Source organism: Neorhizobium galegae bv. orientalis str. HAMBI 540, from assembly GCF_000731315.1.
Taxonomy (GTDB): Bacteria; Pseudomonadota; Alphaproteobacteria; order Rhizobiales; family Rhizobiaceae; genus Neorhizobium; species Neorhizobium galegae.
In genome coordinates this window covers 4,181,445-4,206,377 of the sequence record NZ_HG938353.1, presented here as the reverse complement: position 1 = coordinate 4,206,377, position 24,933 = coordinate 4,181,445, and the positions used below count along the sequence as shown (strand labels likewise).

Sequence of the window (24,933 nt, the reverse complement as noted above, 5' to 3'; positions counted from 1 at the left end):
TCCGGGCGTTGAGCGCATAACTGGGCTAAACCGCTTGGAAAACGGCTATCCTCGGCCTGCCGACAGCAACTGCGGTGATCCGCGCCTCAACGAATTTTCGCGAGCCCTCGATTTCCGGCGCATCCATTTCTTCCGAAACGGTCACCACCGCGTCCTTGGCGCCATCCGCATTCGCCTGCGTCTGCGCGGCGGCGATAGCGTGCTCGCGGGCGGCGGTCAGTGCTTCCGTTTCACCGATGACGACGAGCCGCGCACCTGCTCCGGAGAGAATGAAGCGCCCTTCCTCCGGCGAGGTGACAACAACGGTAACGCTGGCACGGACCTGGCCGACCACCGCCCCGATGGCGTTCGCGACATCGGCATCGCCCGGAATGATCGATTGCGCGCCGAGCATATTCGCGACCGCCGGATAATAGACGGGTGCGGAAGCCCCGAGCCCGATCAGCGGCCGATCCAGCGAAACGGAGAACCGGGCAATGCCGGGAATGCGTTTCAGCGCTCGATCGACGGCAAGCGAAACCGCGGGATCGATGGCTTCGGCGCCATCTTCGGCGAGGCAGGCGGCGAGCACCGCTTCCGACGACTGGCGCGTCAGCCGGCTCACGATCTTCTCAGCCAGATCTTCCGGGGAAGCGGCGATCTCGCGCCCCGCGCCATCCTTACGCCGGGCGGCAAGCTCAAGCCCCAGCCTTGCGGCCTCTCCGCGCCATTGGCTCTGGCGGTCGAGCACATGCAATGCATCGGAAGGGGTGATGCCGCAGAGATGCACCAGCCCTCTTGCAACCAGCCGGTCGAGGATTGCCTTCTGCGAATTCATCGTCAGCAGATCGTTGAGCGAAACCGGCACCACGCCTATGCGGGCAAAAAGCGCCTGTTCCGGCGGCTGCAGGCCTTGGGCCATCACATCCGGCACGCCGGTTCGCACCGCAAAGCGGCCGTCGTGCCGCCCGGCATGGCTGGCGCGCAGCTGCTTTTCCAGCGTCGACAGGATGATCTCGCCATGCGCCATCGCGGCAAGGCTGAGCGGCAGAAGCCGGCGCGGACCGAGCGTGAGCCGGGCTTCGAGGCCGCGATCGTCGATATGGACTTCGGAATCGCCGCCGAGCCCATAGGTGCGCAACGCCACGGCCTCCACCATCGTGCGATGACCGCCGACGACGGCGCCTTCTTCCGCCAGCTTCGGCCGCCCGCCATCGAGAACCGCAACGTCCGTGGTCGTGCCGCCGATATCGGAGACGACCGCCTGATCGAGCCCGGTGAGGAAATGCGCACCGACGAGGCTTGCGGCGGGGCCGGAGAGGATGGTCTCGATCGGCCGCAACCGCGCCTCGGCAGCGGAGATCAGCGCGCCATCGCCGCGCACCACCATCATCGGCGCCGTGATGCCGCGCGCGGTCAGAAAGCCCTCGCAGGAGCCGACCAACCGGTCGATGATCGACACCAGCCGGGCGTTCAGCAGCGTGGTCAACGCACGGCGAGGACCACCGAGTTTCGACGAAAGCTCGTGGCTGCAGGTGACGGGCAGATGCGAAAGCACGCGAATACGGTCCCTCACCCGGACCTCATGAGCCGGATTCCGAACGGCGAAATAACCGGCGACTGCAAAGGAAGACACTGTTTCGCAAAGCGTCGGCATAGCCGCTTCCAGAGCCGCCATGTCGAGCAGCGTCTCGTTGCCGTGTACATCGTGGCCCCCGGGCAGGAAGATCACCGGATCATTTCCCAGCGCCGCCGCAAGTCCGCCGCGGGCCAGATCCTCCGCAGTAAAGCCGATCATGATCAGGGCAGCACGACCACCCTGCCCTTCGACCAGCGCATTCGTGGCAAGCGTGGTCGACAGCGAAACCAGGCCTATAGCCGAAGCGGAGACTGCGCTTTTTTCCAGCACCGCATCAACGGCGCCGGCAATACCGACCGCCAGATCATGCCTGGTCGTCAGCGATTTCGCCTTGGCGATAACGCCGTCGCCGTCGCGGAACAGCACCGCATCCGTATAGGTGCCGCCGGTATCAATCCCGAGAAGGAGAGGGCCGGAAGGAAAGGAAAAGGCCACGCGAAAATCCTGAAGATCGGTCCATGGGATCTATAGCGATCAATAGCGCATGGCGGGCAAAGATCAATTCACCAGCGGAGACCTCTGATGTCGCGGACTGACCCGCATGAGCAGACCATCGCGCGGCTGGGTGGTCAGCTTCTGGACCGGCCAGACCTTGGTTTCCGGCGTGACATCGAAACGATAGCGACCCATCAGCACCGCAAGCGCGATCACCGCTTCCTGCAGGGCAAAGGTCGCGCCGATACAGGTGCGGGGCCAGCACCGAACGGCAGATACTGGAAACGGTTCAGCTTGCCGCGATTTTCGGGCAGAAAACGCTCGGGCATGAAGGCGCGCGGTTTTTCCCAATAAAGCTCGTGGCGATGCAGCGTCCAGGGCATGACCAGCACGGTTACCCCGGCATCGATCCTGATCGTCTTGCCTTCCGGGCTCGTCCAGCTGTCGTCGCTGATCGCTTCCCGGTTGATCGAAGGCGCCGGCGGATAGAGCCGCAACGCCTCTTCGAACGCCGCCCGCACCCAGGGCATCAGCTCCAGCCATTCGACCGGATCAGCGCCGGACGCCAGAACGCGGTCGATCTCCTCTTCCATGGCCTGCCGCACCGAGGGCGACTCGGCCACGCAATAGAGCGTCCAGGCGAGCGCCCGAGCCGTCGTCTCATGGCCGGCACCGATGAAGGTGAGAATATTGTCCTCGATCTCGTCCATCGTTAGCCCGTCTGGACCGGCCAGCTGAAGCAGCAGCGTCAGGAAATCCTGCGGCACATCGTCCGGATGTTTTCGCATCCGCTCCTGCCGCATAAGCATGGTTTCGGCAACCACGCGCCGGAACTTGTCGAGTATCCGCCTGCCGCCGATGCGGGTGACGCGCGGCACCCAGGGCGGGGCGCGCAGCATGTCCATCGGGTCGATCCGGCCCATGCGGTGCAGAAGCTGGTCGACATCGTCGGCAACCGTTTCCTTGTTCCCGGCGACCTCGCCGGAAAACAGGGTCTCGGCAAGGATGGCATAGGTCAGTTCCGTCATGTCGACAGAAATATCGCGGACCGCGCCCCCGGCGCCGGCCGCGGCATATTTCCTTGAAAACTCCTCGGTCTGGCTCAGCATCTGGCCGGCAAAACCGCGGGAATGCTTTGGCGTGAAAACCGGCGCCATCGCCTTGCGGCTGCGTTTCCAGACCTCGCCTTCCGCCGTCAGCAGGCCGTCCCGCAAGATCGGGCGAAGCACGAGCTGGCGGATTTCCGACATGACGTAATTGCTGACATTGTCCACCAGAATGTGCCGGATGAGGCCTGGATGATTGACGATCAGCGTCCGTTCCTTGAAGAACTTCGTCTCGAGCCAGGGCAGGGTGTAGGAAACCTTGCCCCAGAGCTCCAGCGGATTGCGGAGCGCAGTCCAGATCACCTCGATCGGGCCCAGCAGTCGTTCCCGATGCGGGGGTGCGGGCGGAACAAAGGGTTCGGGGCGAATGTCCATGGACGAGCCCTCCTCAGGGATTTCCTATGGAGGGAATATCCGCCGTCAGAGGAGAGATTTCAACTCGGCGAGTTTATCATTGACCAGCCAGCCGTAATAATTTTCCTCCGGCAGGCCGCCGCGGGCGGCAAGTGCTGCGGCGCGCTGCGCCGAACCGCCGGTATTGTAGAGCGTCGCCGTGATGCCGGGATTGCGGGAAATATCCATGCCGGCGATCGACTTGTAGTCGTCGATCGAGCGGCGGATATTGGCCGCCATATAGGCGAGCGACTTGTCCGGGTCCATGATCGCGTCATAAACCGCAGCCGCCTTGTTCTCGTCGAGCTTCGGGTAACCGGAATTCCTGGCCACCATGTCCGACAGCATCAGCGCCGTCAGCGGATTGACCTGGCCAAGGCCAAAGGTCTGGCCGGCATAGAAGGGCTGGAAGAAGACCGCACTGAAGCGATTGTCCGGAAACGCGGTGCCGCCGACCGAGCGGCCGCGAAAACTCTTTTCCCAGACGCCTTCACGGCAGGTCCAGAGCTTGTAGGAATCGGCAAAATCGTCGCATTTGCCGAATTCCGGCCGGTCGAGGAACTGCTGGATGCTCTCGTCGCCATAACCGAAACGGAAACTGTTGCCGGCATAAGCGGCCGCCTTGACATAATAGGTCTGCAGCCGGTCGTAGGCATCGACATTATAGGTGTGTTCGCCGACGATCGCGCCGATCATATGGATCGGATCGATGCCATAATCGGCGGCCGTCGACTTGATCTTGGCGATCAGCTTCTTGTCGGAAGCAAGCAGGTCGCGGATCTTCTCGTATTTGTCATCGAAGGTGGTGCGGCCGGCGCGCGTCCGGCGTACCGAGGCACCCGGAACCTTCGGCTGTTCCGCGTGACGATTTCCTTCGGGAACCATCGTGAGGCCGCCTGCAAGCGCGGAAGAAGCCACGGATGTCGCGACGACAAGGATCAGGGCCAGAAGGATGCGTTTCAAGATTTGCGTGTCCCAGGACTTCGACCATGCCGATCTCCGGCACCGAATGCTTAAAGCCATTCCAGACCGACTCACTCAAGCGTCGGATATTTTCCATGAAAACGCGCTTCCCTTACGCGAGGCGCAAGGACCGTGTCGAGACACGGGCGTTCAAAATCCCGTCAGCACCCGCAAATGAGCAGCCGGACGTTGCCCGGCTGCCACGATTGCCGCTCAGAGAATATAGCGCGACAGATCGGTGTCGGCGGCGAGATCGCCAACATGCTTCTTGACGTATTCCGCATCGATCGTCACCGCGGTTCCGCCCTGATCGGGCGCATTGAACGAGATTTCGTCAAGCACCCGTTCCATCACGGTCTGCAGCCGGCGGGCACCGATATTCTCGACCGATGAGTTGAGGTGCACAGCGACATCCGCCAACGCATCGATCGCGTCGGGCGTAAAATCGAGCGTCAGCTCTTCCGTTTCCATCAGCGCCTTGTACTGGCGGATAAGGCTCGCCTCGGTTTCCGTCAGGATGCGGCGGAAGTCCTCCTTGGTGAGCGGCCTCAGCTCGACCCGGATCGGCAGGCGGCCCTGGAGCTCCGGCAGAAGATCGGAGGGCTTGGAGACGTGGAAGGCGCCCGAAGCGATGAACAGGATGTGGTCGGTTTTCACCGGCCCGTATTTGGTCGACACCGTCGTGCCTTCGACGAGCGGCAGCAGGTCGCGCTGCACGCCCTCGCGGGACACGCCGGCGCCCATACCGCCGTCACGGGCGGCGATCTTGTCGATCTCGTCGAGGAAGACGATGCCGTCGTTTTCGACCGAACGGACGGCTTCGCGCTGGATGACTTCGTTGTCGATCAGCTTGTCGGATTCGTCGCGGATCAGTTCGCCGTAGGATTTCTTGACGGTGGTACGGACCTTCTTGGTGCGACCGCCCATCGCCTTGCCGAACATTTCCGACAGGTTCAGCACGCCGATATTGGCGCCCGGCATGCCGGGGATTTCGAAACCGGGCATGCCGGAACCGGTGTCAGTGACCTCGATGTCGATTTCCTTGTCGTCAAGCTCGCCGGCCCTCAGCTTCTTGCGGAAGCTTTCGCGGGTGGCGGGCGAGGACGTGGCGCCGACCAGCGCGTCGAGCACCCGTTCCTCGGCGCTCATATGGGCTTTCGCCTGCACATCGGCGCGCATCTTGTCGCGCACGAGGCCGATGCCGATCTCGACGAGATCACGGATGATCTGCTCGACATCGCGGCCGACATAACCGACTTCGGTGAACTTGGTCGCTTCGACCTTGATGAAGGGCGCGCCGGCGAGCTTCGCCAGGCGCCGCGATATCTCCGTCTTGCCGACGCCGGTCGGGCCGATCATCAGGATGTTCTTGGGCATCACTTCGTCGCGCAGGCTCTCGTCGAGCTGGTGGCGGCGCCAGCGGTTGCGCAGCGCAATCGCCACCGCGCGCTTGGCGTCGTGCTGGCCGATGATGTGCCGATCCAGCTCGGAGACGATTTCCCGGGGTGAAAAGTTACTCATGTCAAATCCGTTTCTTCTGGTGCATCCAGCGCCATGAAATGGGCCGGACCGTAAATGGATATCCTGGTGTCGACGTAGCGGAAGCCGGCCTTTTCATAGGCGCGGATCGCCTGGGCGTTGTCCGGATCCGGATCGATAACGATCCTTTTTGCGCCGTTCTCGAAAAGTTCAGAGGTCAGCTGGCGGATGATCGCGCTGCCATGGCCGATGCCGACAAGCTCAGCATTGCCGATCGAGATGTCGATGCCAAGCGTGCCCTTCGGCTGATCCTGATAGGGATGATCTTCTTCGAGATGCGGGTCATAATACTGGAGATAGGCGATCGGCTTGCCGTCCAGTTCCGCGATCATCGGCCGGGTCTCGACGCTCGTCATCGAATATTCGATGCTCGCCAGTTCCTCGTCGACCTTACCCCACCATTTCGCGATATGCGGCTCGGCGAGCCACGTCGCCAGCAGAGGAAAATCCTCATGGGTGACATCACGAAACGAGTAGCGGGGGGCGCCATCAGCCATCGGCGTCCAGCGTTTCGATGACCAGGTTGTGGTTGGTATAGACGCAGATATCGGCGGCGATATCGAGCGCCTTGCGGGCGATCTCCTCGGCCGATTTGTCCGTGTCCATCATCGCGCGGGCGGCGGCATAGGCATAGTTGCCGCCGGAGCCGATCGCGATCGTTCCGTGCTCCGGTTCGAGCACGTCGCCATTGCCGGTGATCGCCAGCGTCGTCGACTTGTCGGCGACCAGCATCATCGCTTCGAGATTGCGCAGGTATTTGTCCGTACGCCAGTCCTTGGCGAGCTCGACGGCGGCTCGCATCAGCTGGCCCGGATATTGTTCGAGCTTCTTTTCAAGCCGGTCGAGTAGCGTGAACGCGTCGGCGGTCGCGCCGGCGAAACCGGCGATCACTTCGCCCTTGCCGATGCGCCGCACTTTGCGGGCATTGCCCTTCATCACGGTCTGGCCAAGGCTCACCTGGCCGTCGCCGGCCATGATGACCTTGCCGCCTTTCCGAACAGTAATAATGGTTGTCATAAGGCACCCGTTGGCCCGTCCTGCGGGCATTGGTTTTCAGAGCATTTCCGCCCCGTTGGGCATTTATGTAAGTCGGTCCAGGGCGAATGCAATCTCATGACGCAATGCCGCCGCCACGGCCCTGCTTTTGCTGGATATTTGGCGTCGTGCCTGATAAGGAGCGCAGATCGATCGCATGGAGCAGACCCAGATGGGTGAGACGACAACCGCACGCGTGGGCAACATCGTCCGCAAGACCAACGAAACCTCCGTTTCCGTTTCCGTCAATCTCGACGGCACCGGCGCGGCCAGGATTTCCACGGGCGTCGGCTTCTTCGACCATATGCTGGACCAGCTTTCGCGACATTCGCTGATCGACATGGACATCGAGGTCACTGGCGACCTGCATATCGACGACCACCACACGGTGGAAGACACCGGTATCGCGATCGGCCAGGCGATCTCCAAGGCGCTTGGCGACCGTCGCGGCATCACCCGCTACGCCTCGCTCGACCTTGCCATGGACGAAACGATGACCAAGGCGGCCATCGACGTGTCCGGCCGGCCGTTCCTGGTCTGGAACGTCGCATTCAGCGCGCCGAAGATCGGCACGTTCGATACGGAACTGGTGCGGGAATTTTTTCAGGCGCTGGCGCAGAATGCCGGCATCACGCTGCATGTGCTGAACCATTACGGCGCCAACAACCATCATATCGCCGAGACCTGCTTCAAAGCCGTGGCGCGGGCACTTCGCGCCGCCATTGAAATCGACCCGCGGCAGGCCAATCGCGTTCCTTCGACCAAGGGAATGCTGGTCTGACTGCTTGAGGAGACAATCCTTGAGAAGCTATCTCGTTCTGACACCGCCCAATGACCCGCGAAGCGGACCCGACAGGGATCTCCAGCCGACCCTCGTTCTGCGGGACGGGTTTTCCTGGCTCGCGCTGTTGTTTCCCTGGATCTGGCTTTTCTGGCATGGGCTGTGGATCGCCGGCATCGTCATTCTGCTCGCCCAGATCGGCAGCGTCGTCCTGATGCAGATTCCGGGCTTCTGGACCGCCGGGCTGCTGTTCGGCGTCGCCGTCAGCCTGCTCATCGCGCTCGAGGGCCGACATTATCGCTCCGAAGCGCTGATTCGTCGCGGTTGGACACTGGAAACGGTGATTTCCGCTCACGATCTGCGTACGGCCGAGGAGATCTATTTCTCCGGCCTGCCGCAGCCGGAACAACAACCAATGCCGGTCTCGGCCGAGTGGGCAAAGCAGGCAAAGCCGCCCGCCGCCGGATGGCAGGCCCCGCACATGGGCCTTTTCGAACATGGAGGACGCTGATGCGCGTCGCAATCATTGACTACGGATCCGGCAACCTCCGTTCCGCGACCAAGGCTTTTGAGCGGGCCGCCCGGGAAGCCGGCATCGACGCCGTGATCGACTTGACGGACAAAGCCGAAGCGGTCGCAACCGCCGACCGTATCGTGCTGCCGGGCGTCGGCGCCTATGCGGATTGCAGCGCCGGCCTCAATGCGGTGCCGGGCATGCGGGAAGCCATCCTCGACGTCGTCGAGCACAAGGGCCGCCCTTTCCTCGGCATCTGCGTCGGCATGCAGCTGATGTCGTCGCGAGGGCTTGAAAAGACGACCACCGACGGATTCGGCTGGATCGAGGGCGATGTCATCGAAATGACCCCGAGCGATCCCAACCTAAAGATCCCGCAGATCGGCTGGAACACGCTCGATATCCATCACCCGCATCCGCTGTTCGACGGCATCCCGACTGGGTCGGACGGTCTGCACGCCTATTTCGTGCATTCTTACCACCTGGCGGCCAAGCACCGCAGCGACGTGATCGCAACCACCGAGTACGGCGGTTCGATGACCGCGTTCGTCGGCCGCGACAACGTGGCGGGTTCTCAGTTTCATCCTGAGAAAAGCCAGGCACTAGGGCTTGCCCTCATCTCCAATTTCCTGCGCTGGAAGCCCTGAGCTCGCGCGAACTCTCAAGGACCGAAGACATGATCCTCTTTCCTGCAATCGACCTGAAAGACGGCCAGTGCGTGCGCCTCAAGCTCGGCGACATGGACCAGGCCACCGTCTACAATCCCGACCCGGCAGCCCAGGCCAAGTCCTTCGAGGACCAGGGCTTCGAATGGCTGCATGTGGTAGACCTGAACGGCGCCTTCGCGGGGACAAGCGTCAATGGTGCCGCCGTCGACGCAATCCTGAAGGCCACCAAGAACCCCGTGCAGCTCGGCGGCGGCATTCGCACGCTCGACCATATTGAAAACTGGCTGGCCCGCGGGCTGACCCGCGTCATCCTCGGCACCGTCGCGGTGCGCGATCCGGCCCTGGTCATCGAGGCCTGCAGGCAGTTTCCGGGCAAGGTCGCCGTCGGCATCGACGCCAAAGGCGGCAAGGTGGCGGTCGAGGGCTGGGCGGAGGCGTCCGAGCTTGGCGTGATCGAGCTGGCCAAGAAATTCGAAGGCGCCGGCGTTTCCGCGATCATCTATACCGACATCGACCGCGATGGCATTCTGGCGGGCATCAACTGGGCCTCGACGCTGGAACTCGCCGATGCCGTTTCCATTCCGGTGATCGCATCGGGCGGGCTTGCCTCGCTCGACGATATCAACCGCATGCTGGAGCCGGATGCAGCCCGGCTCGAAGGCGCCATTTCCGGCCGCGCGCTTTATGACGGCCGTATCGATCCGGCGGAAGCGCTGGCCCTGATCCGCTCCAGACAAGGACGTGCCGCATGACCCTCAAAGCTCGTGTCATCCCCTGCCTGGACGTCAAGGACGGCCGTGTCGTGAAAGGCGTCAACTTCGTCGATCTCATCGACGCCGGCGATCCCGTCGAGGCCGCGAAAGCCTACGACGCTGCTGGTGCCGACGAGCTCTGCTTCCTCGACATCACCGCCTCCTCCGACAATCGCGAGACGATTTTCGATGTCGTCGCCCGTACCGCCGATCATTGCTTCATGCCGCTCACCGTCGGCGGCGGTGTGCGTGTCGTGGCGGATATCCGCAAGCTGCTGCTTGCCGGTGCCGACAAGGTCGCGATCAACTCGGCGGCGGTCAACAATCCGGACTTCGTGGCTGAGGCCGCCGACAAGTTCGGCAACCAGTGCATCGTGGTGTCGATCGACGCCAAGAAGGTCTCCGGTGCCGGCGAGACGGACCGCTGGGAGATATTTACCCATGGCGGCCGCAACCCGACCGGCATCAATGCGGTGGAATTTGCAATCAGCATGGTGGAGCGCGGCGCCGGCGAGCTGCTCGTCACCTCCATGGACCGGGACGGCACCAAGAGCGGCTACGACCTGGAGCTGACGCGGATGATCGCCGACAGCGTCCGGGCACCGGTCATCGCGTCGGGCGGGGTTGGAAACCTGGACGACATGGTCGCCGGCATCAAACAGGGCCACGCGACGGCAGTGCTGGCCGCATCGATTTTCCATTTCGGGACCTATACGGTCGGTCAGGCAAAGCACTATATGGCAGAGCACGGCATCGCCATGCGGCTCGATTGAGCGGTCGGAGAGAATGTTATGAGTGAATTTTCCCTGATCGACCTCGAGCGGATCGTCGCCGAGCGGGCCAAGGTATCGCCGGAGGAATCCTGGACGGCAAAACTGGTCGCCGCCGGCCAGGAGAAGGCCGCCAAGAAGCTTGGCGAGGAAGCGGTCGAAACGGTGATTGCTGCGATCAAGCAGGACCGGAACAATCTCACCGCAGAGAGCGCCGATCTCCTTTATCATCTTTTAGTCGTCTTGAATATTGCAGCGGTGCCGTTGCAGGATGTGCTCGACGAACTCCAGCGAAGGACCGGCCAGTCCGGCCTTCAAGAAAAGGCAAGCCGGCCGACATCATGAACATCGTTTCCCAGCCCGCCGAGACGCCTGAGCTCGAAACCGGCTCGAATGCGGAATATTATTCACCCTATCACCGCTTCAGTGCGGAGGAATGGGCGAAGTTCCGCGCAGACACGCCCCTGACGCTCACCGCCGACGAGGTGCAGAGGTTGCGTTCGCTGGACGACCCGATCGATCTCGATGAAGTCAGGCGCATCTATCTCTCTCTGTCGCGCCTGCTGTCGACGCATGTGGAGGCGACGCAACGCCTCTTCCAGCAGCGAAACCGGTTCCTGAGCCTTTCCGACATCACCAAGACGCCCTTCATCATCGGCATTGCCGGGTCGGTCGCGGTTGGCAAATCGACCACCGCACGTATCCTGAAGGAACTGCTCGCCCGCTGGCCGTCGAGCCCGAAAGTGGATCTGATCACCACCGACGGTTTCCTCTATCCAAACGCCGTGCTGAGCCGGGAAAACCTGATGGAGCGCAAGGGGTTTCCGGAAAGCTACGATATCGGCTCCATCCTGAGGTTCCTGTCTGCAATCAAGGCCGGCGAACCAAACGTCAGGGCGCCGCGTTATTCGCATCTCACCTACGACGTTCTGCCGGACGAATACACGCTCGTCGACCGACCGGACATCCTGATCTTCGAAGGCATCAACGTCCTCCAGTCACGGGCGCTGCCGGCCGACGGCAAGATCGTTCCGATCGTCTCGGACTTCTTCGACTTCTCGATTTATATCGATGCCGACGAAGAGCAGATCCACAATTGGTATGTCCAGCGCTTCATGAAGTTGCGCCAGACCGCCTTCCGCGATCCGACCTCGTTCTTCAAGAAATACGCGGCGATCGATGCGGATGCGGCCCGCGCCGTTGCCGAAGGATTGTGGGAAAACATCAACCTGAAGAACCTGCGCCAGAACATTCTGCCGACCAGGCCGCGGGCGGACCTCATCCTGCGCAAGGGCCGCAACCACCTGGTGGAAACGGTCGAACTGCGGAAACTGTAGGCGATCGATCGCCGGCTATTGAACTAAATCGTCAGCTGTTCACGCGGCGGAGCGTCAGGTTGATGCGTCCGCCGTTCTTCAACAGCGTCGACGTGCCGGGGTAAATACGGTCGACGCCGTGGAACGCCAGACGCCCCTCTCCGCCCAGCACAACGACGTCCCCACTCGACAGCCGGAAAGAGCCGGTCGGGTCCTTGCGGCTCAGGCCGCCGACCCGGAACAGGCAGCTATTGCCGAGCGAGACGGAGAGAACAGGGGCGGCCAGATCGTTCTCGTCCCGGTCCTGATGCAGGCCCATCTTGGCGTCGTCGGAATAGAAGTTGATGAGGCAGGCTTCCGGCGGCTTCGAATAGCCGCCGAGCGTTTCCCAGAGATCGAGCAATTCCTGCGGCATCGCGGGCCACGGCTTCTTCGTCGCCGGGTGATAGGATTGGTAGCGATACCCCTGCTGTTTGTCCGTTACCCAGCCGAGCGGGCCGCAATTGGTCATGCGCACCGACATGGGTTTGCCGGTGCCGGGCATTTCGGGCGTATAGAGCGGCGCCTCGGCTACGATGTCCCGTATCAGTTCGACCAGATGCTCCTGCGCCGGTCGATCCAGATAGCCGGGAAGGTGCCTGATGCCATTCGCAAGCGTCGCCAAAGATCAATCTCCGCCGTTAGTCGCCGCTTGGCCGGCCGCGCATCTTCTTGACGTCCGAACGACCGGATTTTTCCTTCAGCCGCCGCTCCACCGAACCCTTTGTGGGCTTGGTTTTCTTGCGTGGCGGCGGCGGCGGTTCGGCGGCCTTGAGGATCAGTTCCTTCAGCCGCTCGCGCGCGTCTTCGCGGTTGCGCTCCTGGCTGCGGAACCGGTTCGCTTCTATCATCAGCACGCCATCCTTCGACACCCGTTTTCCGGCGAGCTTGATGGCGTTTTCCTTCACCCGTTCCGGCAGGGACGGCGTGTTGACGATGTCGTAGAAAAGTTGGACCGCCGTCGAGACCTTGTTGACGTTCTGGCCGCCCGGCCCGCCCGCCAGCACGAATTGTTCCGTCAGTTCCCATCCGGCGATGGTGATGCGGTTGTTGATGACAAGGGGATTGCTGGCCATGGGTCTCTGGTCTTTGTTCTTGGGCGCATGCCGTGATCCGGAACCCACGTTCGGGCGACATGCGGCAGGCCCGCATCTTTTCCACAAAGCCGGCAAAAAGAAAACCGCCGGCCCAGGGTGTTATCCCGGGCCGGCGGTTTCACGTGAATCCTTCAAAGATTACTCGGCGGCGGCAAGCATGACCGGAGCGGCGCTTCTCACCTTGCTGTCGACGTGGCCTTCGTATTGCCCGAAGTTCTGGATGAACATCGAGACGAGCTTCTTGGCATAGACGTCGAACGCGGCGCCGTCCGCCCAGGTCGAGCGAGGATCGAGGATCGCATTGTCGACGCCTTCAACGGCGACCGGCACGGCGAAACCGAAGTTGGGATCGGTACGGAACTCCACATTCTTGAGGCTGCCATCGAGCGCTGCACTCAGGAGAGCGCGGGTCGCCTTGATCGGCATGCGGCGGCCGACGCCGTAAGCACCGCCGGTCCAGCCGGTGTTGACGAGCCAGCAATCGACCCCGTGGCGGGCGATCAGTTCCTTGAGCAGGTTGCCGTATTCGGCCGGGTGACGGGGCATGAACGGCCCACCGAAGCAGGTCGAGAACGTCGCTTCCGGCTCGGTGACACCCTTTTCCGTGCCGGCGACCTTGGCGGTGTAGCCGGAGAGGAAGTGGTACATCGCCTGTTCGGGCGTCAGCTTGGCGATCGGCGGCATGACGCCGAAAGCATCGGCGGTCAGCATGATGATCGACTTCGGCTGCGGCGCCACGCCGGTCTTCGATGCATTCGGAATGAAATGCAGTGGATAGGCGCTACGGGTGTTTTCGGTCAGCGAATCGTCGTTGAAATCCGGAACCCGGTTCCCGTCGAGCACGACGTTTTCGATCACCGTGCCGAAACGGCGGGTCGCGGCATAGATTTCCGGCTCGGCTTCGGCCGAAAGATTGATGGCCTTGGCATAGCAGCCGCCTTCGAAATTGAAGACGCCGTTTTTGCCCCAGCCATGTTCGTCGTCACCGATCAGCGTCCGCTTCGGATCGGCCGACAGCGTGGTCTTGCCGGTGCCGGATAGACCGAAGAACAGCGCGGTATCGCCGTTCGGGCCGACATTGGCCGAGCAGTGCATCGGCATGACACCCTCTTCCGGCAGGAAGTAGTTGAGCACGGAGAAGACCGATTTCTTGTTTTCGCCGGCATAGGAGGTGCCGCCGACCAGGATGAGGCCATTGGTGAAATCGCAGGCGATCACCGTCTCCGTGCGGCAGCCGTGGCGGGCGGGATCCGCCTTGAAGCTCGGCAGGTTGATGATCGTCAGCTTTTCTTCGAAGCTTTCGAGCGTGGCGCGTTCCGGACGGATCAAAAGATTGCGGATGAAGAGAGCGTGCCAGGCGAATTCGCTGACGACGCGGGTCGGAAGGGCATATTCGGCATCGGCGCCGCCGACCAGATCCTGGACGAACAGCGTCTTGCCGGCCGCATGGGCGAGCATGTCCTTCTTCAGGGCTTCGAAGTGTTCCGGTTTCATGGGCTTGTTGTCGGCACCCCACCAGACGCGGTTCTCGGTGCCGGCATCGCGGACAATGAACTTGTCCTTGGGGGAGCGGCCGGTGTGCTGGCCGGTGACGGCGCGGAGTGCGCCGTCGATCGTCAGATCGGCTTCACCGCGGCGGATTGCTTCTTCGTAGAGCTCAACCTCGGACGAATTGTAATAAACACGCGATACACCGCCGAGACCGATCGCCGCTAAACCCTTGGACGGGTTGTGAAGTCCAAACTCCTCCATGCGCGCACTCCTTCAGCTTGCCGTGGGAACTGACGCGAAATTAATGACAGATTTCTAAAAGGGCAAGAGCCATCATCTAAATTCTTTAATAATATCAATTATTTAATCGATTTAAAAAATTTTATTCCTCTTTAAATCGGTTTAATAACTGTTTCAATCCGCATCTGCGCTATCTTAAGTCTCATTGCCAAAACGCACGATCGTCAGCGGCCTCTTTATCTTTGCCACAATTTGTTCCACCTTTATACTCAAGAAGCGCGTCGGCTGATGCCGCCTGGCTGGGGTGAATTCCAGGAGATGCGCATAGATGACGGAGATGGAGAGCATGCAAACAATCGCGCTCGTAGATGACGACCGCAATATCCTGACGTCGGTGTCGATTGCACTCGAGGCAGAAGGATACAAGGTCGAAACCTATACGGATGGCGCTTCCGCGCTCGACGGGCTGATCGCCCGCCCTCCGCAGTTGGCGATCTTCGATATCAAGATGCCACGCATGGACGGCATGGAACTGCTGCGCCGCCTGCGACAGAAGTCCGACCTGCCGGTGATCTTCCTCACCTCCAAGGATGAAGAGATCGACGAGTTGTTCGGGCTGAAGATGGGCGCCGACGACTTCATCACCAAGCCGTTCTCGCAGCGCCTGCTGGTGGAACGGGTGAAGGCGATCCTGCGACGCGCCGGCAGCCGCGAGGCACAAGCCGCCGGCGGTGCCGGGGCCAAGACGGCAGCCGATCAGCAGGCCGCCCGCACGCTCGAACGCGGCCAGCTTGCCATGGACCAGGAGCGCCATACCTGCACCTGGAAGGGCGAACCGGTGACGCTGACGGTGACCGAATTCCTGATCCTGCATTCCCTGGCCCAGCGGCCCGGCGTCGTCAAAAGCCGCGATGCGCTGATGGATGCCGCCTATGACGAGCAAGTCTATGTGGACGACCGTACCATCGACAGCCACATCAAGCGGCTGCGCAAGAAGTTCAAGATGGTCGACAACGATTTCGATATGATCGAAACGCTTTACGGCGTGGGTTACCGATTCCGTGAGGCTGCTTGACCCTTGCGAAAGGTTAACTTGAGGCCACGGCCGGACCAGCGCTAAGCTGGCCCGGTGGAAGGACTGCAGTGGCAGATCAAACATTTGATAGCAATATGGTCCGAATGGAGAAGGCTGGGACACGACGTGCGCCGCGGCGGTTCTGGTCGCGCCCTTTCACGCTCATTCGGCGGGTGTTCGGCCATGCGGTGTTTTCGAGCCTCACCCGCCGCATCCTGTTCTTCAACATCGCCGCGACGGTCGTGCTGGTGGCGGGCATTCTCTACCTCAACCAGTTCCGTGAAGGCCTGATCGATGCTCGCGTCGAGAGCCTGCTGACGCAGGGTGAGATCATCGCTGGCGCGATTTCCGCCTCCGCCTCGGTCGATACCAACTCGATCACCATCGATCCCCAGAAACTCCTCGAACTGCAGGCCGGCCAGAGCATTACGCCGGTGCCGAACGACGAGGACCTCGATTTCCCTATCGACCCGGAGCGCGTTGCGCCGGTCCTCAGACGCCTCATTTCGCCGACCCGCACCCGCGCCCGGATTTTCGATGCCGACGCCAACCTGCTGCTCGATTCCCGCCATCTCTATTCGCGCGGCCAGGTACTGCGTTTCGACCTGCCGCCGGTGGAAAACGAATCGCAGACCTGGAGCGACTGGTTCGCAGGCCTCATCAACCGCCTGCTGCAGCCGGGCAACCTGCCGGTCTACAAGGAAGCGCCGGGCGGCGACGGCTCGATCTATCCGGAAGTCATGAACGCGCTGACCGGCGTGCGCGGCGCGCTGGTGCGGGTCACCGAGCGCGGCGAGTTGATCGTCTCCGTCGCTGTGCCTGTGCAGCGTTTCCGTGCCGTGCTCGGCGTGCTTCTGCTGTCGACCCAGGCCGGCGACATCGACAAGATCGTGCATGCGGAACGGCTGGCGATCATGCGCGTCTTCGGCGTCGCGACGCTCGTCAACATCCTCCTGTCGCTGCTGCTGTCTTCGACTATCGCCAATCCGCTGCGGCGGCTGGCGGCGGCTGCGATCCGGGTACGGCGCGGCGCCAAGCAGCGCGAGGAGATCCCCGACTTCTCCTATCGCCAGGACGAAATCGGCAACCTTTCCATCGCGCTTCGCGAGATGACCAACGCGCTCTATGACCGCATCGATGCGATCGAGAGTTTCGCGGCGGATGTGAGCCACGAGCTCAAGAACCCGCTGACTTCGCTTCGCAGCGCCGTCGAGACCCTGCCGCTCGCCAAAACCGAGGAGTCTAAACAGCGGCTGACGGAAGTCATTTTCCACGACGTGCGCCGTCTGGATCGACTGATCAGCGACATTTCCGACGCCTCGCGGCTGGACGCCGAACTCGCACGGTCAGATTCGACGCCCGTCGACATGGAAAACCTGCTCGGCAATCTCGTCGATATTTCCCGGCAGATCCGCACCGGCCGCAAACCGGTGGAAATCAGCCTGACGACCGACAACAAGGCCGGCAACAGGTCCGCCTTCCTGGTCAACGGCCATGATCTGCGCCTAGGGCAGATCATCACCAACCTCATCGAGAACGCGCGATCCTTCGTGCCCGAAAAGGGCGGCCGCGTCGCCATCCGGCTGTCTCACTCCAAGGATCGTGTCGTCGTGACCGTGGAAGACAACGGGCCCGGCATCCAGGCGGAGGATATCGACCGCATCTTCGAACGGTTCTACACGGACCGGCCGGACGGCGAGAGTTTCGGCCAGAATTCCGGCCTTGGCCTGTCGATCAGCCGGCAGATCGCCGAGGCCCATGGCGGCTCGCTGAAGGCGGAAAACCTGTACGACGCCAAGACGGGTGCCACCACCGGCGCCCGCTTCACGCTGTCGCTGCCGGGCGGCGAAATTCAATGAGCCCGGCGCCGGTCAACATCCATGCGACCGCGATCGTCATCGGCACCAAGGGCGTCCTCTTTACCGGTCCGTCGGGCAGCGGCAAGTCCATGCTCGCTTTCTCCTGCATCGCAGCCGCCCGGCGCCAGGGCGCTTTCGCGGCTCTTGTCGCCGACGATCAGGTGCTCGTCTTGTGCCACGGCAATCATCTGCTCGCGACCCGGCCGGAAGCGATCGCCGGTCTCATCGAACTGCGCGGCAGCGGCATCGCCCATGTGGAAAGCGTCCCCGCGGCGGCGCTGGATCTGGCGGTGGACGTCATTTCCCTGCCGGAAAGCGAGAGGCTTCCGCCGGAGAACGAATGCTTCCAGATCCCCGGTGTGGGTAGCCTTCCGCTTGTCCGGATATGGCGCGGCGCACCTGATCCACTGGCCGTTCTGGCGGCATTTGCACCCGATTTTCACGGCGAGATGCCGTTTTCATCATCCGGCAGCCTGATTTTTTGACTTGAACTTCGAATCTACTTGGACAAGATGGCATCCCACCGCTGGACCGCTTTATTGCAATGCGATAATGGCGCCGAGTTTCCATAGCAGGGGGCAGTTTTCATGATCGGACTAGTGCTTGTCACCCATGGCAAGCTGGCTGAGGAATTTCGTCATGCGGTCGAGCATGTCGTCGGACCTCAGAAATTCATCGAAACCGTATCGATCGGTCCCGAGGACGACATGGATCAGCGGCGGCAGGATATCGTCGATGCCGTTACCAATGCCGATGAAGGTCATGGCGTCATCATTCTGACGGACATGTTCGGAGGCACTCCCTCCAACCTTTCCATTTCCGTCATGGAAAGCGGCCGGATCGAAGTCATTGCCGGTATGAACCTGCCGATGCTGATCAAGCTTGCCGGCGTGCGCAGCGACAACAACATGGACAAGGCGCTCGTCGAAGCCTCCGAGGCCGGTCGTAAATATATCAATGTCGCAAGCCGCGTCCTCAGCGGCAAATGAGAACCCAGACCGGATGTCATCCCCCTCTCCCCGTGAATTCCTGATCATCAACAAGCGTGGTCTGCATGCCCGCGCCTCCGCCAAATTCGTGCAGATGGTGGAGAGTTTCGATGCCCAGATCACCGTCTCCAAGGACGGAACGACCGTCGGCGGCACGTCGATCATGGGCCTGATGATGCTCGCCGCCAGCACCGGCTGCACGATCGAAGTCTCAGCGGAAGGAAATCAGGCCGAAGAAGCGCTGAATGCGCTCGAACAACTCGTCGCCAACAAGTTCGGCGAAGAAGCCTGACGCGCCCGCGATTTAACCGTCCGCTGACATAAACATATAAAGACTTCTTTATATCCCGTTGCCAGTTTGTAGGAAGCCTGCTACACCGCTGGCCAGTTTCCGTCTGCCAAGGCGGGTCTTGCCACGTCCGTCGGTACCTCGCCGGAGAAGGCACCACCGAACATGGAGAGCTTTATGAGCACTGAGAAGGATTACGTCGTCGCGGATATCAATCTTGCCGCCTACGGCCGCAAGGAGCTCGACATCGCAGAAACCGAAATGCCGGGCCTGATGTCGTGCCGCGAAGAATTCGGCACAACGAAGCCGCTGAAGGGTGCCCGCATCTCGGGTTCGCTCCACATGACCATCCAGACGGCCGTTCTCATCGAGACCCTTCAGCACCTCGGTGCAGAAATCCGCTGGGCGTCCTGCAACATTTTCTCGACCCAGGATCATGCTGCTGCGGCAATCGCTTCCGCCGGCATTCCGGTCTTCGCCGTCAAGGGCGAATCTCTGACGGAATACTGGGATTATACCGACAAGATCTTCCAGTGGGCCGATGGCGGCCTCTCCAACATGATCCTCGATGACGGCGGCGACGCCACCATGTACATCCTCACCGGCGCCCGCGCCGAAGCCGGCGAAGACGTTCTTTCGAACCCGACTTCGGAAGAAGAAGAAATCCTCATCGCGCAGATCAAGAAGCGCCTCAAGGCTTCGCCCGGCTGGTTCACCAAGCAACGCGACGCGATCAAGGGCGTTACCGAGGAAACCACGACGGGCGTGCACCGCCTTTACGAACTGTCCAAGAAGGGCCTGCTGCCCTTCCCGGCGATCAACGTCAACGACTCGGTCACCAAATCGAAGTTCGACAACAAATACGGCTGCAAGGAATCGCTGGTCGACGGCATCCGCCGCGGCACCGACGTGATGATGGCCGGCAAGGTCGCCGTGGTCTGCGGTTACGGTGACGTCGGCAAGGGTTCTGCCGCTTCGCTCGCCGGCGCCGGCGCCCGCGTCAAGGTCACCGAAGTCGACCCGATCTGCGCCCTGCAGGCCGCCATGGACGGCTTTGAAGTCGTCGTCCTCGAAGACGTCGTCGACAGCGCCGACATCTTCATCACCACGACCGGCAACAAGGACGTCATCCGCATCGACCACATGCGCGCGATGAAGGACATGGCGATCGTCGGCAATATCGGCCACTTCGACAACGAGATCCAGGTCGCGGCGCTGAAGAACCTCAAGTGGACCAACGTCAAGCCGCAGGTCGACATGATCGAGTTCCCCAAGGGCAACCGCATCATCCTTCTGTCGGAGGGCCGCCTGCTCAACCTCGGCAACGCCACTGGTCATCCGTCCTTCGTGATGTCGGCCTCGTTCACCAACCAGACGCTGGCCCAGATCGAGCTCTTCACCAAGCAGGGCGAGTACAAGAACGACGTCTACATCCTGCCGAAGCACCTCGACGAGAAGGTCGCCCGCCTGCATCTCGCCAAGCTCGGCGTGAAGCTGACGGAACTCTCCGACGAGCAGGCTGCCTATATCGGCGTCTCGCAGACCGGCCCGTTCAAGGCTGAACACTACCGCTATTAATCAATAGCCGGTTAATCCACAAGATATGGTAGCCGCAGCCTTGACAAAGGCTGCGGCTTCTTTTTTGGGCGCATCCCTTCCCGGCGATTCCCTAAGCAAGTATTGTTTTAGAACTTGATTCGCGCCTTCCCTGGAGCGTGATGCCGAAAGCCGCCAGCGGTTTTCGGACATCGTCGCGCTCCCACCATCTGATTGGGAGCCGTCCGGCTACGGGCAAGGCACGGAGTGGTATGTCTTGTCGATGAGCGGCAATTGGACGGAGACAGACCGGATATGTCGGTAAGAAAAATGAGCTCGTCAGAACGGGCCGATCCCCTTTGCGGCGGAGCGGAAGCTCCAGCTTTGCGTCCCGTTGCGGGGCGCTCCGGTTTCGGATCTCCAGACGGTAATGCGATCGTCGGCAGGCTTCGCCGCCTGGCGCTGTTCGGCAGCGCCTTTCTCTCGGGCACCGCCCTTTCCGGGCTCGCGACCGCAGCGCTTGCGCAGCAATCGGGTAACGCCGCCGTCCGCCTGTTTTCCTCGACGGAGGTCATCGTTTCGTCGCTGGTGATGGGCGCCCTCGGAGCCGCCTTGTTTTCCGCTATCTGGCTGGTGCGCCAGCGCGGCAATATGGAAGCCGAAACGCAGGAAATGCGCAGCGCCCTTTCCGACGCGCAGCAGCGGATTTCCAAGTTCGAGGCCCTGATCGCCGACAAGAACCGCCGGATCGTCGTGTGGGAGAGCGGTTCCTCCAAGCCGGAATTCCTCGGCCAGCTGCCGGTGGAAACCGGAGCGCCGCAGCAGGACCGCGAGTTTCTCGCCTTCGGCCGCTGGATGCGCGGCAGTTCCGCCAGCGAGCTCGAGAAATCGATCGAACTCCTGCGGGTAGAAGCCCGCTCCTTCGACATGGTGGTAGAAACCAACCGCGACGAAATCCTGGAAGTGCAGGGGCGCGTTTCGGGCGGCAAGGCCTTCGTCCGTTTCATTGCACTCAACAATCTGCGCGCGGAACTCGCCGAGCTCAAGATCGAGCGTGAGCGGCTGACCAACTCGATCATGCTGTTCCATTCGCTGCTCGACGCCATCGAGCAGCCGGTCTGGCGTCGCGATTCACAGGGCAAGCTGACCTGGGTCAACCATGCCTATGGCGATGCCGTGGAGGCTTCGACCCCGGCCCAGGCGATCGAGGACGGCCGCGAGTTTCTGGGCTCGATCGCCCGCGAAAAGATCAGGGCGGCAGCGACCTCCACCTCGCCTTTCCACGACCGGATTTCCACCGTGGTGCACGGCAATCGCACCATGTTCGACGTCGTCGACGTCGTCGTGCCGGGCGGTTCCACAGGCATTGCGATCGATGTTTCCGAAGTGGAAGCGGTGCGCGAGGAACTCAAGCGCACCCTGAAGAGCCACGCGGAGACGCTCGACCATCTGGCAACGCCCGTCGCTATCTTCGACGGCGACCGCCGGCTGCAGTTCTACAACCAGGCCTTCGTGCAGCTTTGGGGTTTCACGCTTCCCTTCCTCGACCAGAGGCCAGACAATAGCGAGCTGCTCGACAAGCTCAGAAGCGACGGCAAGCTGCCGGAACAGCTGAGCTGGCGGAGCTGGAAGGAAACGGCGCTTTCGGTCTACCAGTCGCCGGATACGCAGACCGACCTGTGGCATCTGCCGAATGGCCAGACGCTTCGCGTCATCGCAACCGCACATCCGCAGGGCGGCGCCACCTGGGTGTTCGAGAACCTTACCGAACAGGTGGATCTCGAGACCCGTTACAACACGCTGGTCCAGGTCCAGGGCGAAACGATCGACCATCTGTCCGAAGGTGTCGCCGTCTTCGGGCCGGACGGACGCATCCGCCTGTCAAACCCGGCCTTCCGGGCGCTCTGGGGCATCACCGCCGAAGAATCGAAGCCCGGCACCCATATCAAGGCGATCGAGACCGCCTGCTCGCCATCCTACGACAAGCCGGACGGCTGGCGCCGCTTCGGCCAAATGCTGACCAATTTCGACGATGAGCGCCCCTCGCTGCAGGGCACGTTCGAACTCTATTCCGGCCTGATCCTCGATTACGCCGTGACGCCGCTGCCGAACGCCCAGACGATGCTGACCTTTGTCGACATGACGGCGAGTGCCAGGGCGGAACGAGCGCTCAAGGAGAAGAACGAGGCGCTGCAGAAGGCCGACGAGCTCAAGAACGATTTCGTCCAGCACGTCTCCTACGAGCTGCGCTCGCCGCTGACCAATATCATCGGCTTCACCGACCTCCTGAAGACACCGGGCATCGGTACGCTGAACGAGCGGCAGTCGGAGTATATCGACCATATCTCGACGTCCTCCTCGGTTCTCCTGACGATCGTCAACGACATCCTCGATCTGGCGACCGTCGATGCCGGCATCATGCAGCTCAACTATTCGGAAATGGCGATCGACGACCTGCTCGACGACGTGGCGATGCAGATCGCCGATCGTCTGCACGAAAATGGCGTGGCGCTGGCGATCACTGCGCCGGCCGGGCTCGGCACTATCGTTGCCGACCAGCAGCGGCTGAAGCAGATCCTCATCAAGCTGCTCACAAATGCCACCAATTTCGCGCCGGAAGGCTCCGCCATCACGCTCAATTGCTGGCGCACCCATAGCGACGTGTTCTTCTCGGTGACCGACAAGGGTCCGGGCATCCCCGAAGATATCCTGAAGACCGTGTTCGACCGGTTCTCGGCCAATGCCAAGGGCGGCAAGCGCAGTGGAGCGGGTCTCGGCCTTTCGATCGTCGAGAGCTTCGTGACACTGCATCACGGCGATGTCGCGATCGACAGCAAGCCCGGCCAGGGAACCACGGTTACGTGCCGCATTCCAAGCGGTACGACGGCGCGGTCCGTCGCCGCCGAATGAGTGGTGAGGCAGCTCTTACCCTGACGCTTGCCGACGAGGCTGAAACGATCCGTCTCGGCGAAGATCTGGCGCTGGCGCTGAAGAAGGGCGACTGGATCGCCCTTTCCGGCGATCTGGGTGCCGGCAAATCGACCTTCGCCCGGGCTTTTTTGCGGGCGCTGGCGGATGAAGACGAGCTTGAAGTGCCGAGCCCGACCTTCACGCTGGTGCAAAGCTACGAGCTGCGCATTCCGGTCTCACATTTCGATCTCTATCGGCTTGGCGATGCCTCCGAACTGGACGAGCTTGGTTTCGACGAGGCGCTTTCCGGCGGCATCTGTCTGGTGGAATGGCCTGAGGTCGCCGACACGTTGTTGCCGCAGACCCGCATCCAGCTCAAGCTCGAACAGAGCGGCAGCGGCCGGACCGCGACGATCACGGCACCGGAGGCGCAGATGCAGCGCATCCGCCGCGTGCTGGCGATCCGCGAATTTCTCGACAGCCACGGTTACCCCGGCGCCCGACGGCGTTTCCTCACAGGCGACGCCTCGACCCGCGCCTATGAGAGCGTGACAATCGCAAACGGCGAAACGCTGATCCTGATGGACTGGCCGCGCCCGGCGCAAGGGCCGCCGGTTCTCGATGGCAAACCCTATCCCAAGGTCGCGCATCTGGCGGAAGACCCCTATCCCTTCGTGGCGATCGACGAATACTTGCGCGAACTGGGCTTGGCGGCACCGGAAGTGCTGCATGTGGATTACGACCAGGGCATCCTGCTGCTCGAAAATCTCGGCGAGGAGGGGGCCGTCGACGAAGACGGCAATCCCATCGAGGAACGCTACCGCGAAAGCATCGTGTGCCTGGCCTTCCTGCACAGCCACGAGATGCGCCAGGACCTGCCGGTCGGCGACGGCCATATCCACCATATTCCCGATTTCGACCCGACGGCCATGAAGATGGAGGCGCGGCTCCTCGTTGACTGGCACCTGCCCTGGAAACGCGGAACGCCGGCGACTGACGAGGAACGGCAGGAATATCTGGCGATCTGGGACAATCTCATCCGCGAGCTCGACGGCGTCGAGAAGAACCTGCTGCTGCGGGATTTCCATTCGCCGAACATCATCTGGCGGCCGCATGAATCCGGCGTGCGGCGCGTCGGCCTGATCGATTTCCAGGATTCGATGATCGGCCCAACCGCCTATGACCTCGCCTCGATCGTCCAGGACGCCCGCGTCGACATTCCGAAGGCGCTTGCCGATCAGCTGATGCTGGATTACGTGACGCTTCGCCGTGCCCTCGGGGCCTTCGACGAGCCGACGTTCCTGAAAGCCTGGGCAATCATGGCGGCGCAGCGCAACTGCAAACTCGCCGGCCTCTGGGTGCGGCTCTTGCAGCGGGATGGCAAGCCGGGCTATCTGAAGCACATGCCGCGGACGCTCCGCTATCTCGCAACGGCGCTGAGCCACGATGTGCTCACCCCCTTGCGCGATTGGTGCCGTCGGGCTGGAATAGAACTGCCCGAATCATAATTACGGTTGC

Annotated in this window: 24 protein-coding genes and 1 pseudogene; 15 read left to right on the top strand and 10 right to left on the bottom strand. The window is 61.9% G+C overall.

From position 1 onward, the window contains the following. Positions 1 to 25 precede the first annotated feature (25 nt). The 6 genes and pseudogenes from RG540_RS20255 to hslV all read right to left on the bottom strand — a co-directional run bounded on the left by RG540_RS20255 (position 26) and on the right by hslV (position 7,071). A complete protein-coding gene (locus RG540_RS20255; RefSeq protein ID WP_038591693.1) occupies positions 26 to 2,053 on the bottom strand; it encodes a hydantoinase/oxoprolinase N-terminal domain-containing protein in 2,028 nt (675 codons plus the stop codon). A gap of 63 nt (positions 2,054 to 2,116) precedes the next feature. After that, positions 2,117 to 3,534, bottom strand: a pseudogene (locus tag RG540_RS20250) (cytochrome P450). A 45-nt stretch (positions 3,535 to 3,579) separates the two neighbouring features. Beyond that, the gene (locus tag RG540_RS20245) at positions 3,580 to 4,515 is read right to left on the bottom strand and encodes a DUF1402 family protein (protein WP_038591690.1); all 936 of its coding nucleotides are present in this window, start codon (positions 4,513 to 4,515) and stop codon (positions 3,580 to 3,582) included. 213 nt (positions 4,516 to 4,728) lie between these two features. Further along, on the bottom strand, positions 4,729 to 6,036 hold the full coding sequence (gene hslU, locus RG540_RS20240) for an ATP-dependent protease ATPase subunit HslU (protein ID WP_038547472.1): 1,308 nt from the start codon (positions 6,034 to 6,036) through the stop codon (positions 4,729 to 4,731). After that, the gene (locus RG540_RS20235) at positions 6,033 to 6,551 is read right to left on the bottom strand and encodes a GNAT family N-acetyltransferase (protein ID WP_038591687.1); all 519 of its coding nucleotides are present in this window, start codon (positions 6,549 to 6,551) and stop codon (positions 6,033 to 6,035) included. Before RG540_RS20235 ends, hslU begins: the two co-directional genes overlap by 4 nt. Then, on the bottom strand, positions 6,544 to 7,071 hold the full coding sequence (hslV, locus tag RG540_RS20230) for an ATP-dependent protease subunit HslV (RefSeq protein WP_007751667.1): 528 nt from the start codon (positions 7,069 to 7,071) through the stop codon (positions 6,544 to 6,546). The genes RG540_RS20235 and hslV overlap by 8 nt, the downstream gene beginning before the upstream one ends. A 190-nt stretch (positions 7,072 to 7,261) precedes the next feature. On the opposite strand from hslV, the gene hisB reads away from it, so the two are divergent. The 7 genes from hisB to coaA are packed head-to-tail and all read left to right on the top strand — an operon-like array spanning position 7,262 to position 11,911. Continuing rightward, complete coding sequence (gene hisB, locus RG540_RS20225; RefSeq protein WP_038594342.1) at positions 7,262 to 7,870, top strand: imidazoleglycerol-phosphate dehydratase HisB; 609 nt, start codon at positions 7,262 to 7,264, stop codon at positions 7,868 to 7,870. A gap of 19 nt (positions 7,871 to 7,889) precedes the next feature. Beyond that, positions 7,890 to 8,381: a DUF2628 domain-containing protein gene (locus tag RG540_RS20220; RefSeq protein ID WP_051909539.1), complete on the top strand. Its 492-nt coding sequence runs from the start codon at positions 7,890 to 7,892 to the stop codon at positions 8,379 to 8,381. Continuing rightward, complete coding sequence (gene hisH / locus RG540_RS20215) at positions 8,381 to 9,031, top strand: imidazole glycerol phosphate synthase subunit HisH (protein ID WP_038591684.1); 651 nt, start codon at positions 8,381 to 8,383, stop codon at positions 9,029 to 9,031. Before RG540_RS20220 ends, hisH begins: the two co-directional genes overlap by 1 nt. A 29-nt stretch (positions 9,032 to 9,060) precedes the next feature. Continuing rightward, positions 9,061 to 9,804 (top strand): 1-(5-phosphoribosyl)-5-[(5-phosphoribosylamino)methylideneamino]imidazole-4-carboxamide isomerase, encoded by a 744-nt coding sequence (gene hisA, locus RG540_RS20210; RefSeq protein ID WP_038591681.1) that lies wholly within the window; start codon positions 9,061 to 9,063, stop codon positions 9,802 to 9,804. Continuing rightward, the gene (gene hisF / locus RG540_RS20205) at positions 9,801 to 10,577 is read left to right on the top strand and encodes an imidazole glycerol phosphate synthase subunit HisF (RefSeq protein ID WP_038591679.1); all 777 of its coding nucleotides are present in this window, start codon (positions 9,801 to 9,803) and stop codon (positions 10,575 to 10,577) included. The genes hisA and hisF overlap by 4 nt, the downstream gene beginning before the upstream one ends. 18 nt (positions 10,578 to 10,595) lie before the next feature. Then, a complete protein-coding gene (locus tag RG540_RS20200) occupies positions 10,596 to 10,919 on the top strand; it encodes a phosphoribosyl-ATP diphosphatase (protein WP_038591676.1) in 324 nt (107 codons plus the stop codon). Beyond that, the gene (gene coaA / locus RG540_RS20195) at positions 10,916 to 11,911 is read left to right on the top strand and encodes a type I pantothenate kinase (RefSeq protein ID WP_038591673.1); all 996 of its coding nucleotides are present in this window, start codon (positions 10,916 to 10,918) and stop codon (positions 11,909 to 11,911) included. The genes RG540_RS20200 and coaA overlap by 4 nt, the downstream gene beginning before the upstream one ends. A gap of 31 nt (positions 11,912 to 11,942) precedes the next feature. Here coaA and RG540_RS20190 read toward each other — a convergent pair whose 3' ends face one another. From RG540_RS20190 to RG540_RS20180, 3 genes are all read right to left on the bottom strand, one after another. After that, the gene (locus tag RG540_RS20190) at positions 11,943 to 12,554 is read right to left on the bottom strand and encodes an alpha-ketoglutarate-dependent dioxygenase AlkB (RefSeq protein WP_038591670.1); all 612 of its coding nucleotides are present in this window, start codon (positions 12,552 to 12,554) and stop codon (positions 11,943 to 11,945) included. Between the two features lie 16 nt (positions 12,555 to 12,570). Beyond that, entirely contained in the window at positions 12,571 to 13,005 is a 435-nt protein-coding gene (gene arfB / locus RG540_RS20185) for an alternative ribosome rescue aminoacyl-tRNA hydrolase ArfB (protein ID WP_038547443.1), read from the bottom strand. A gap of 159 nt (positions 13,006 to 13,164) precedes the next feature. Next, positions 13,165 to 14,778 (bottom strand): phosphoenolpyruvate carboxykinase, encoded by a 1,614-nt coding sequence (locus tag RG540_RS20180; protein WP_038591667.1) that lies wholly within the window; start codon positions 14,776 to 14,778, stop codon positions 13,165 to 13,167. A 325-nt stretch (positions 14,779 to 15,103) separates the two neighbouring features. On the opposite strand from RG540_RS20180, the gene chvI reads away from it, so the two are divergent. The 6 genes from chvI to ahcY all read left to right on the top strand — a co-directional run bounded on the left by chvI (position 15,104) and on the right by ahcY (position 20,547). After that, a complete protein-coding gene (gene chvI, locus RG540_RS20175; protein WP_038591664.1) occupies positions 15,104 to 15,832 on the top strand; it encodes a two-component system response regulator ChvI in 729 nt (242 codons plus the stop codon). 95 nt (positions 15,833 to 15,927) lie between these two features. Then, positions 15,928 to 17,691: a stimulus-sensing domain-containing protein gene (locus tag RG540_RS20170; RefSeq protein WP_038591662.1), complete on the top strand. Its 1,764-nt coding sequence runs from the start codon at positions 15,928 to 15,930 to the stop codon at positions 17,689 to 17,691. Further along, positions 17,688 to 18,176, top strand: coding sequence for an HPr kinase/phosphorylase (locus RG540_RS20165; RefSeq protein ID WP_038591659.1), 489 nt, complete (start codon positions 17,688 to 17,690; stop codon positions 18,174 to 18,176). The genes RG540_RS20170 and RG540_RS20165 overlap by 4 nt, the downstream gene beginning before the upstream one ends. Positions 18,177 to 18,278: 102 nt before the next feature. Next, entirely contained in the window at positions 18,279 to 18,680 is a 402-nt protein-coding gene (locus RG540_RS20160; RefSeq protein ID WP_038547428.1) for a PTS sugar transporter subunit IIA, read from the top strand. Next, positions 18,649 to 18,972 (top strand): HPr family phosphocarrier protein, encoded by a 324-nt coding sequence (locus RG540_RS20155; RefSeq protein WP_407668845.1) that lies wholly within the window; start codon positions 18,649 to 18,651, stop codon positions 18,970 to 18,972. The genes RG540_RS20160 and RG540_RS20155 overlap by 32 nt, the downstream gene beginning before the upstream one ends. A gap of 174 nt (positions 18,973 to 19,146) precedes the next feature. Further along, positions 19,147 to 20,547, top strand: coding sequence for an adenosylhomocysteinase (ahcY, locus tag RG540_RS20150; protein ID WP_038591653.1), 1,401 nt, complete (start codon positions 19,147 to 19,149; stop codon positions 20,545 to 20,547). Here the strand turns inward: ahcY and RG540_RS32415 are convergent, their stop codons facing one another. Further along, positions 20,548 to 20,718 (bottom strand): hypothetical protein, encoded by a 171-nt coding sequence (locus RG540_RS32415; RefSeq protein WP_157884632.1) that lies wholly within the window; start codon positions 20,716 to 20,718, stop codon positions 20,548 to 20,550. 102 nt (positions 20,719 to 20,820) lie between these two features. On the opposite strand from RG540_RS32415, the gene RG540_RS20145 reads away from it, so the two are divergent. Beyond that, positions 20,821 to 23,415 (top strand): PAS domain-containing sensor histidine kinase, encoded by a 2,595-nt coding sequence (locus RG540_RS20145; protein ID WP_038591650.1) that lies wholly within the window; start codon positions 20,821 to 20,823, stop codon positions 23,413 to 23,415. Then, on the top strand, positions 23,412 to 24,923 hold the full coding sequence (gene tsaE, locus RG540_RS20140; protein WP_038594336.1) for a tRNA (adenosine(37)-N6)-threonylcarbamoyltransferase complex ATPase subunit type 1 TsaE: 1,512 nt from the start codon (positions 23,412 to 23,414) through the stop codon (positions 24,921 to 24,923). The genes RG540_RS20145 and tsaE overlap by 4 nt, the downstream gene beginning before the upstream one ends. Positions 24,924 to 24,933 lie beyond the last annotated feature (10 nt).

Coding starts and splice junctions, on each gene's coding strand:
- hslU (WP_038547472.1), bottom strand. CDS start 6,036: ATGAGTAACTTTTCACCCCGGGAAATCGTCTCCGAGCTGGATCGGCAC.
- RG540_RS20235 (WP_038591687.1), bottom strand. CDS start 6,551: ATGGCTGATGGCGCCCCCCGCTACTCGTTTCGTGATGTCACCCATGAG.
- hslV (WP_007751667.1), bottom strand. CDS start 7,071: ATGACAACCATTATTACTGTTCGGAAAGGCGGCAAGGTCATCATGGCC.
- hisB (WP_038594342.1), top strand. CDS start 7,262: ATGGGTGAGACGACAACCGCACGCGTGGGCAACATCGTCCGCAAGACC.
- hisH (WP_038591684.1), top strand. CDS start 8,381: ATGCGCGTCGCAATCATTGACTACGGATCCGGCAACCTCCGTTCCGCG.
- hisA (WP_038591681.1), top strand. CDS start 9,061: ATGATCCTCTTTCCTGCAATCGACCTGAAAGACGGCCAGTGCGTGCGC.
- hisF (WP_038591679.1), top strand. CDS start 9,801: ATGACCCTCAAAGCTCGTGTCATCCCCTGCCTGGACGTCAAGGACGGC.
- RG540_RS20200 (WP_038591676.1), top strand. CDS start 10,596: ATGAGTGAATTTTCCCTGATCGACCTCGAGCGGATCGTCGCCGAGCGG.
- coaA (WP_038591673.1), top strand. CDS start 10,916: ATGAACATCGTTTCCCAGCCCGCCGAGACGCCTGAGCTCGAAACCGGC.
- arfB (WP_038547443.1), bottom strand. CDS start 13,005: ATGGCCAGCAATCCCCTTGTCATCAACAACCGCATCACCATCGCCGGA.
- RG540_RS20180 (WP_038591667.1), bottom strand. CDS start 14,778: ATGGAGGAGTTTGGACTTCACAACCCGTCCAAGGGTTTAGCGGCGATC.
- chvI (WP_038591664.1), top strand. CDS start 15,104: ATGCAAACAATCGCGCTCGTAGATGACGACCGCAATATCCTGACGTCG.
- RG540_RS20170 (WP_038591662.1), top strand. CDS start 15,928: ATGGTCCGAATGGAGAAGGCTGGGACACGACGTGCGCCGCGGCGGTTC.
- RG540_RS20165 (WP_038591659.1), top strand. CDS start 17,688: ATGAGCCCGGCGCCGGTCAACATCCATGCGACCGCGATCGTCATCGGC.
- RG540_RS20160 (WP_038547428.1), top strand. CDS start 18,279: ATGATCGGACTAGTGCTTGTCACCCATGGCAAGCTGGCTGAGGAATTT.
- RG540_RS20155 (WP_407668845.1), top strand. CDS start 18,649: ATGTCGCAAGCCGCGTCCTCAGCGGCAAATGAGAACCCAGACCGGATG.
- ahcY (WP_038591653.1), top strand. CDS start 19,147: ATGAGCACTGAGAAGGATTACGTCGTCGCGGATATCAATCTTGCCGCC.
- RG540_RS32415 (WP_157884632.1), bottom strand. CDS start 20,718: ATGTCCGAAAACCGCTGGCGGCTTTCGGCATCACGCTCCAGGGAAGGC.
- RG540_RS20145 (WP_038591650.1), top strand. CDS start 20,821: ATGTCGGTAAGAAAAATGAGCTCGTCAGAACGGGCCGATCCCCTTTGC.
- tsaE (WP_038594336.1), top strand. CDS start 23,412: ATGAGTGGTGAGGCAGCTCTTACCCTGACGCTTGCCGACGAGGCTGAA.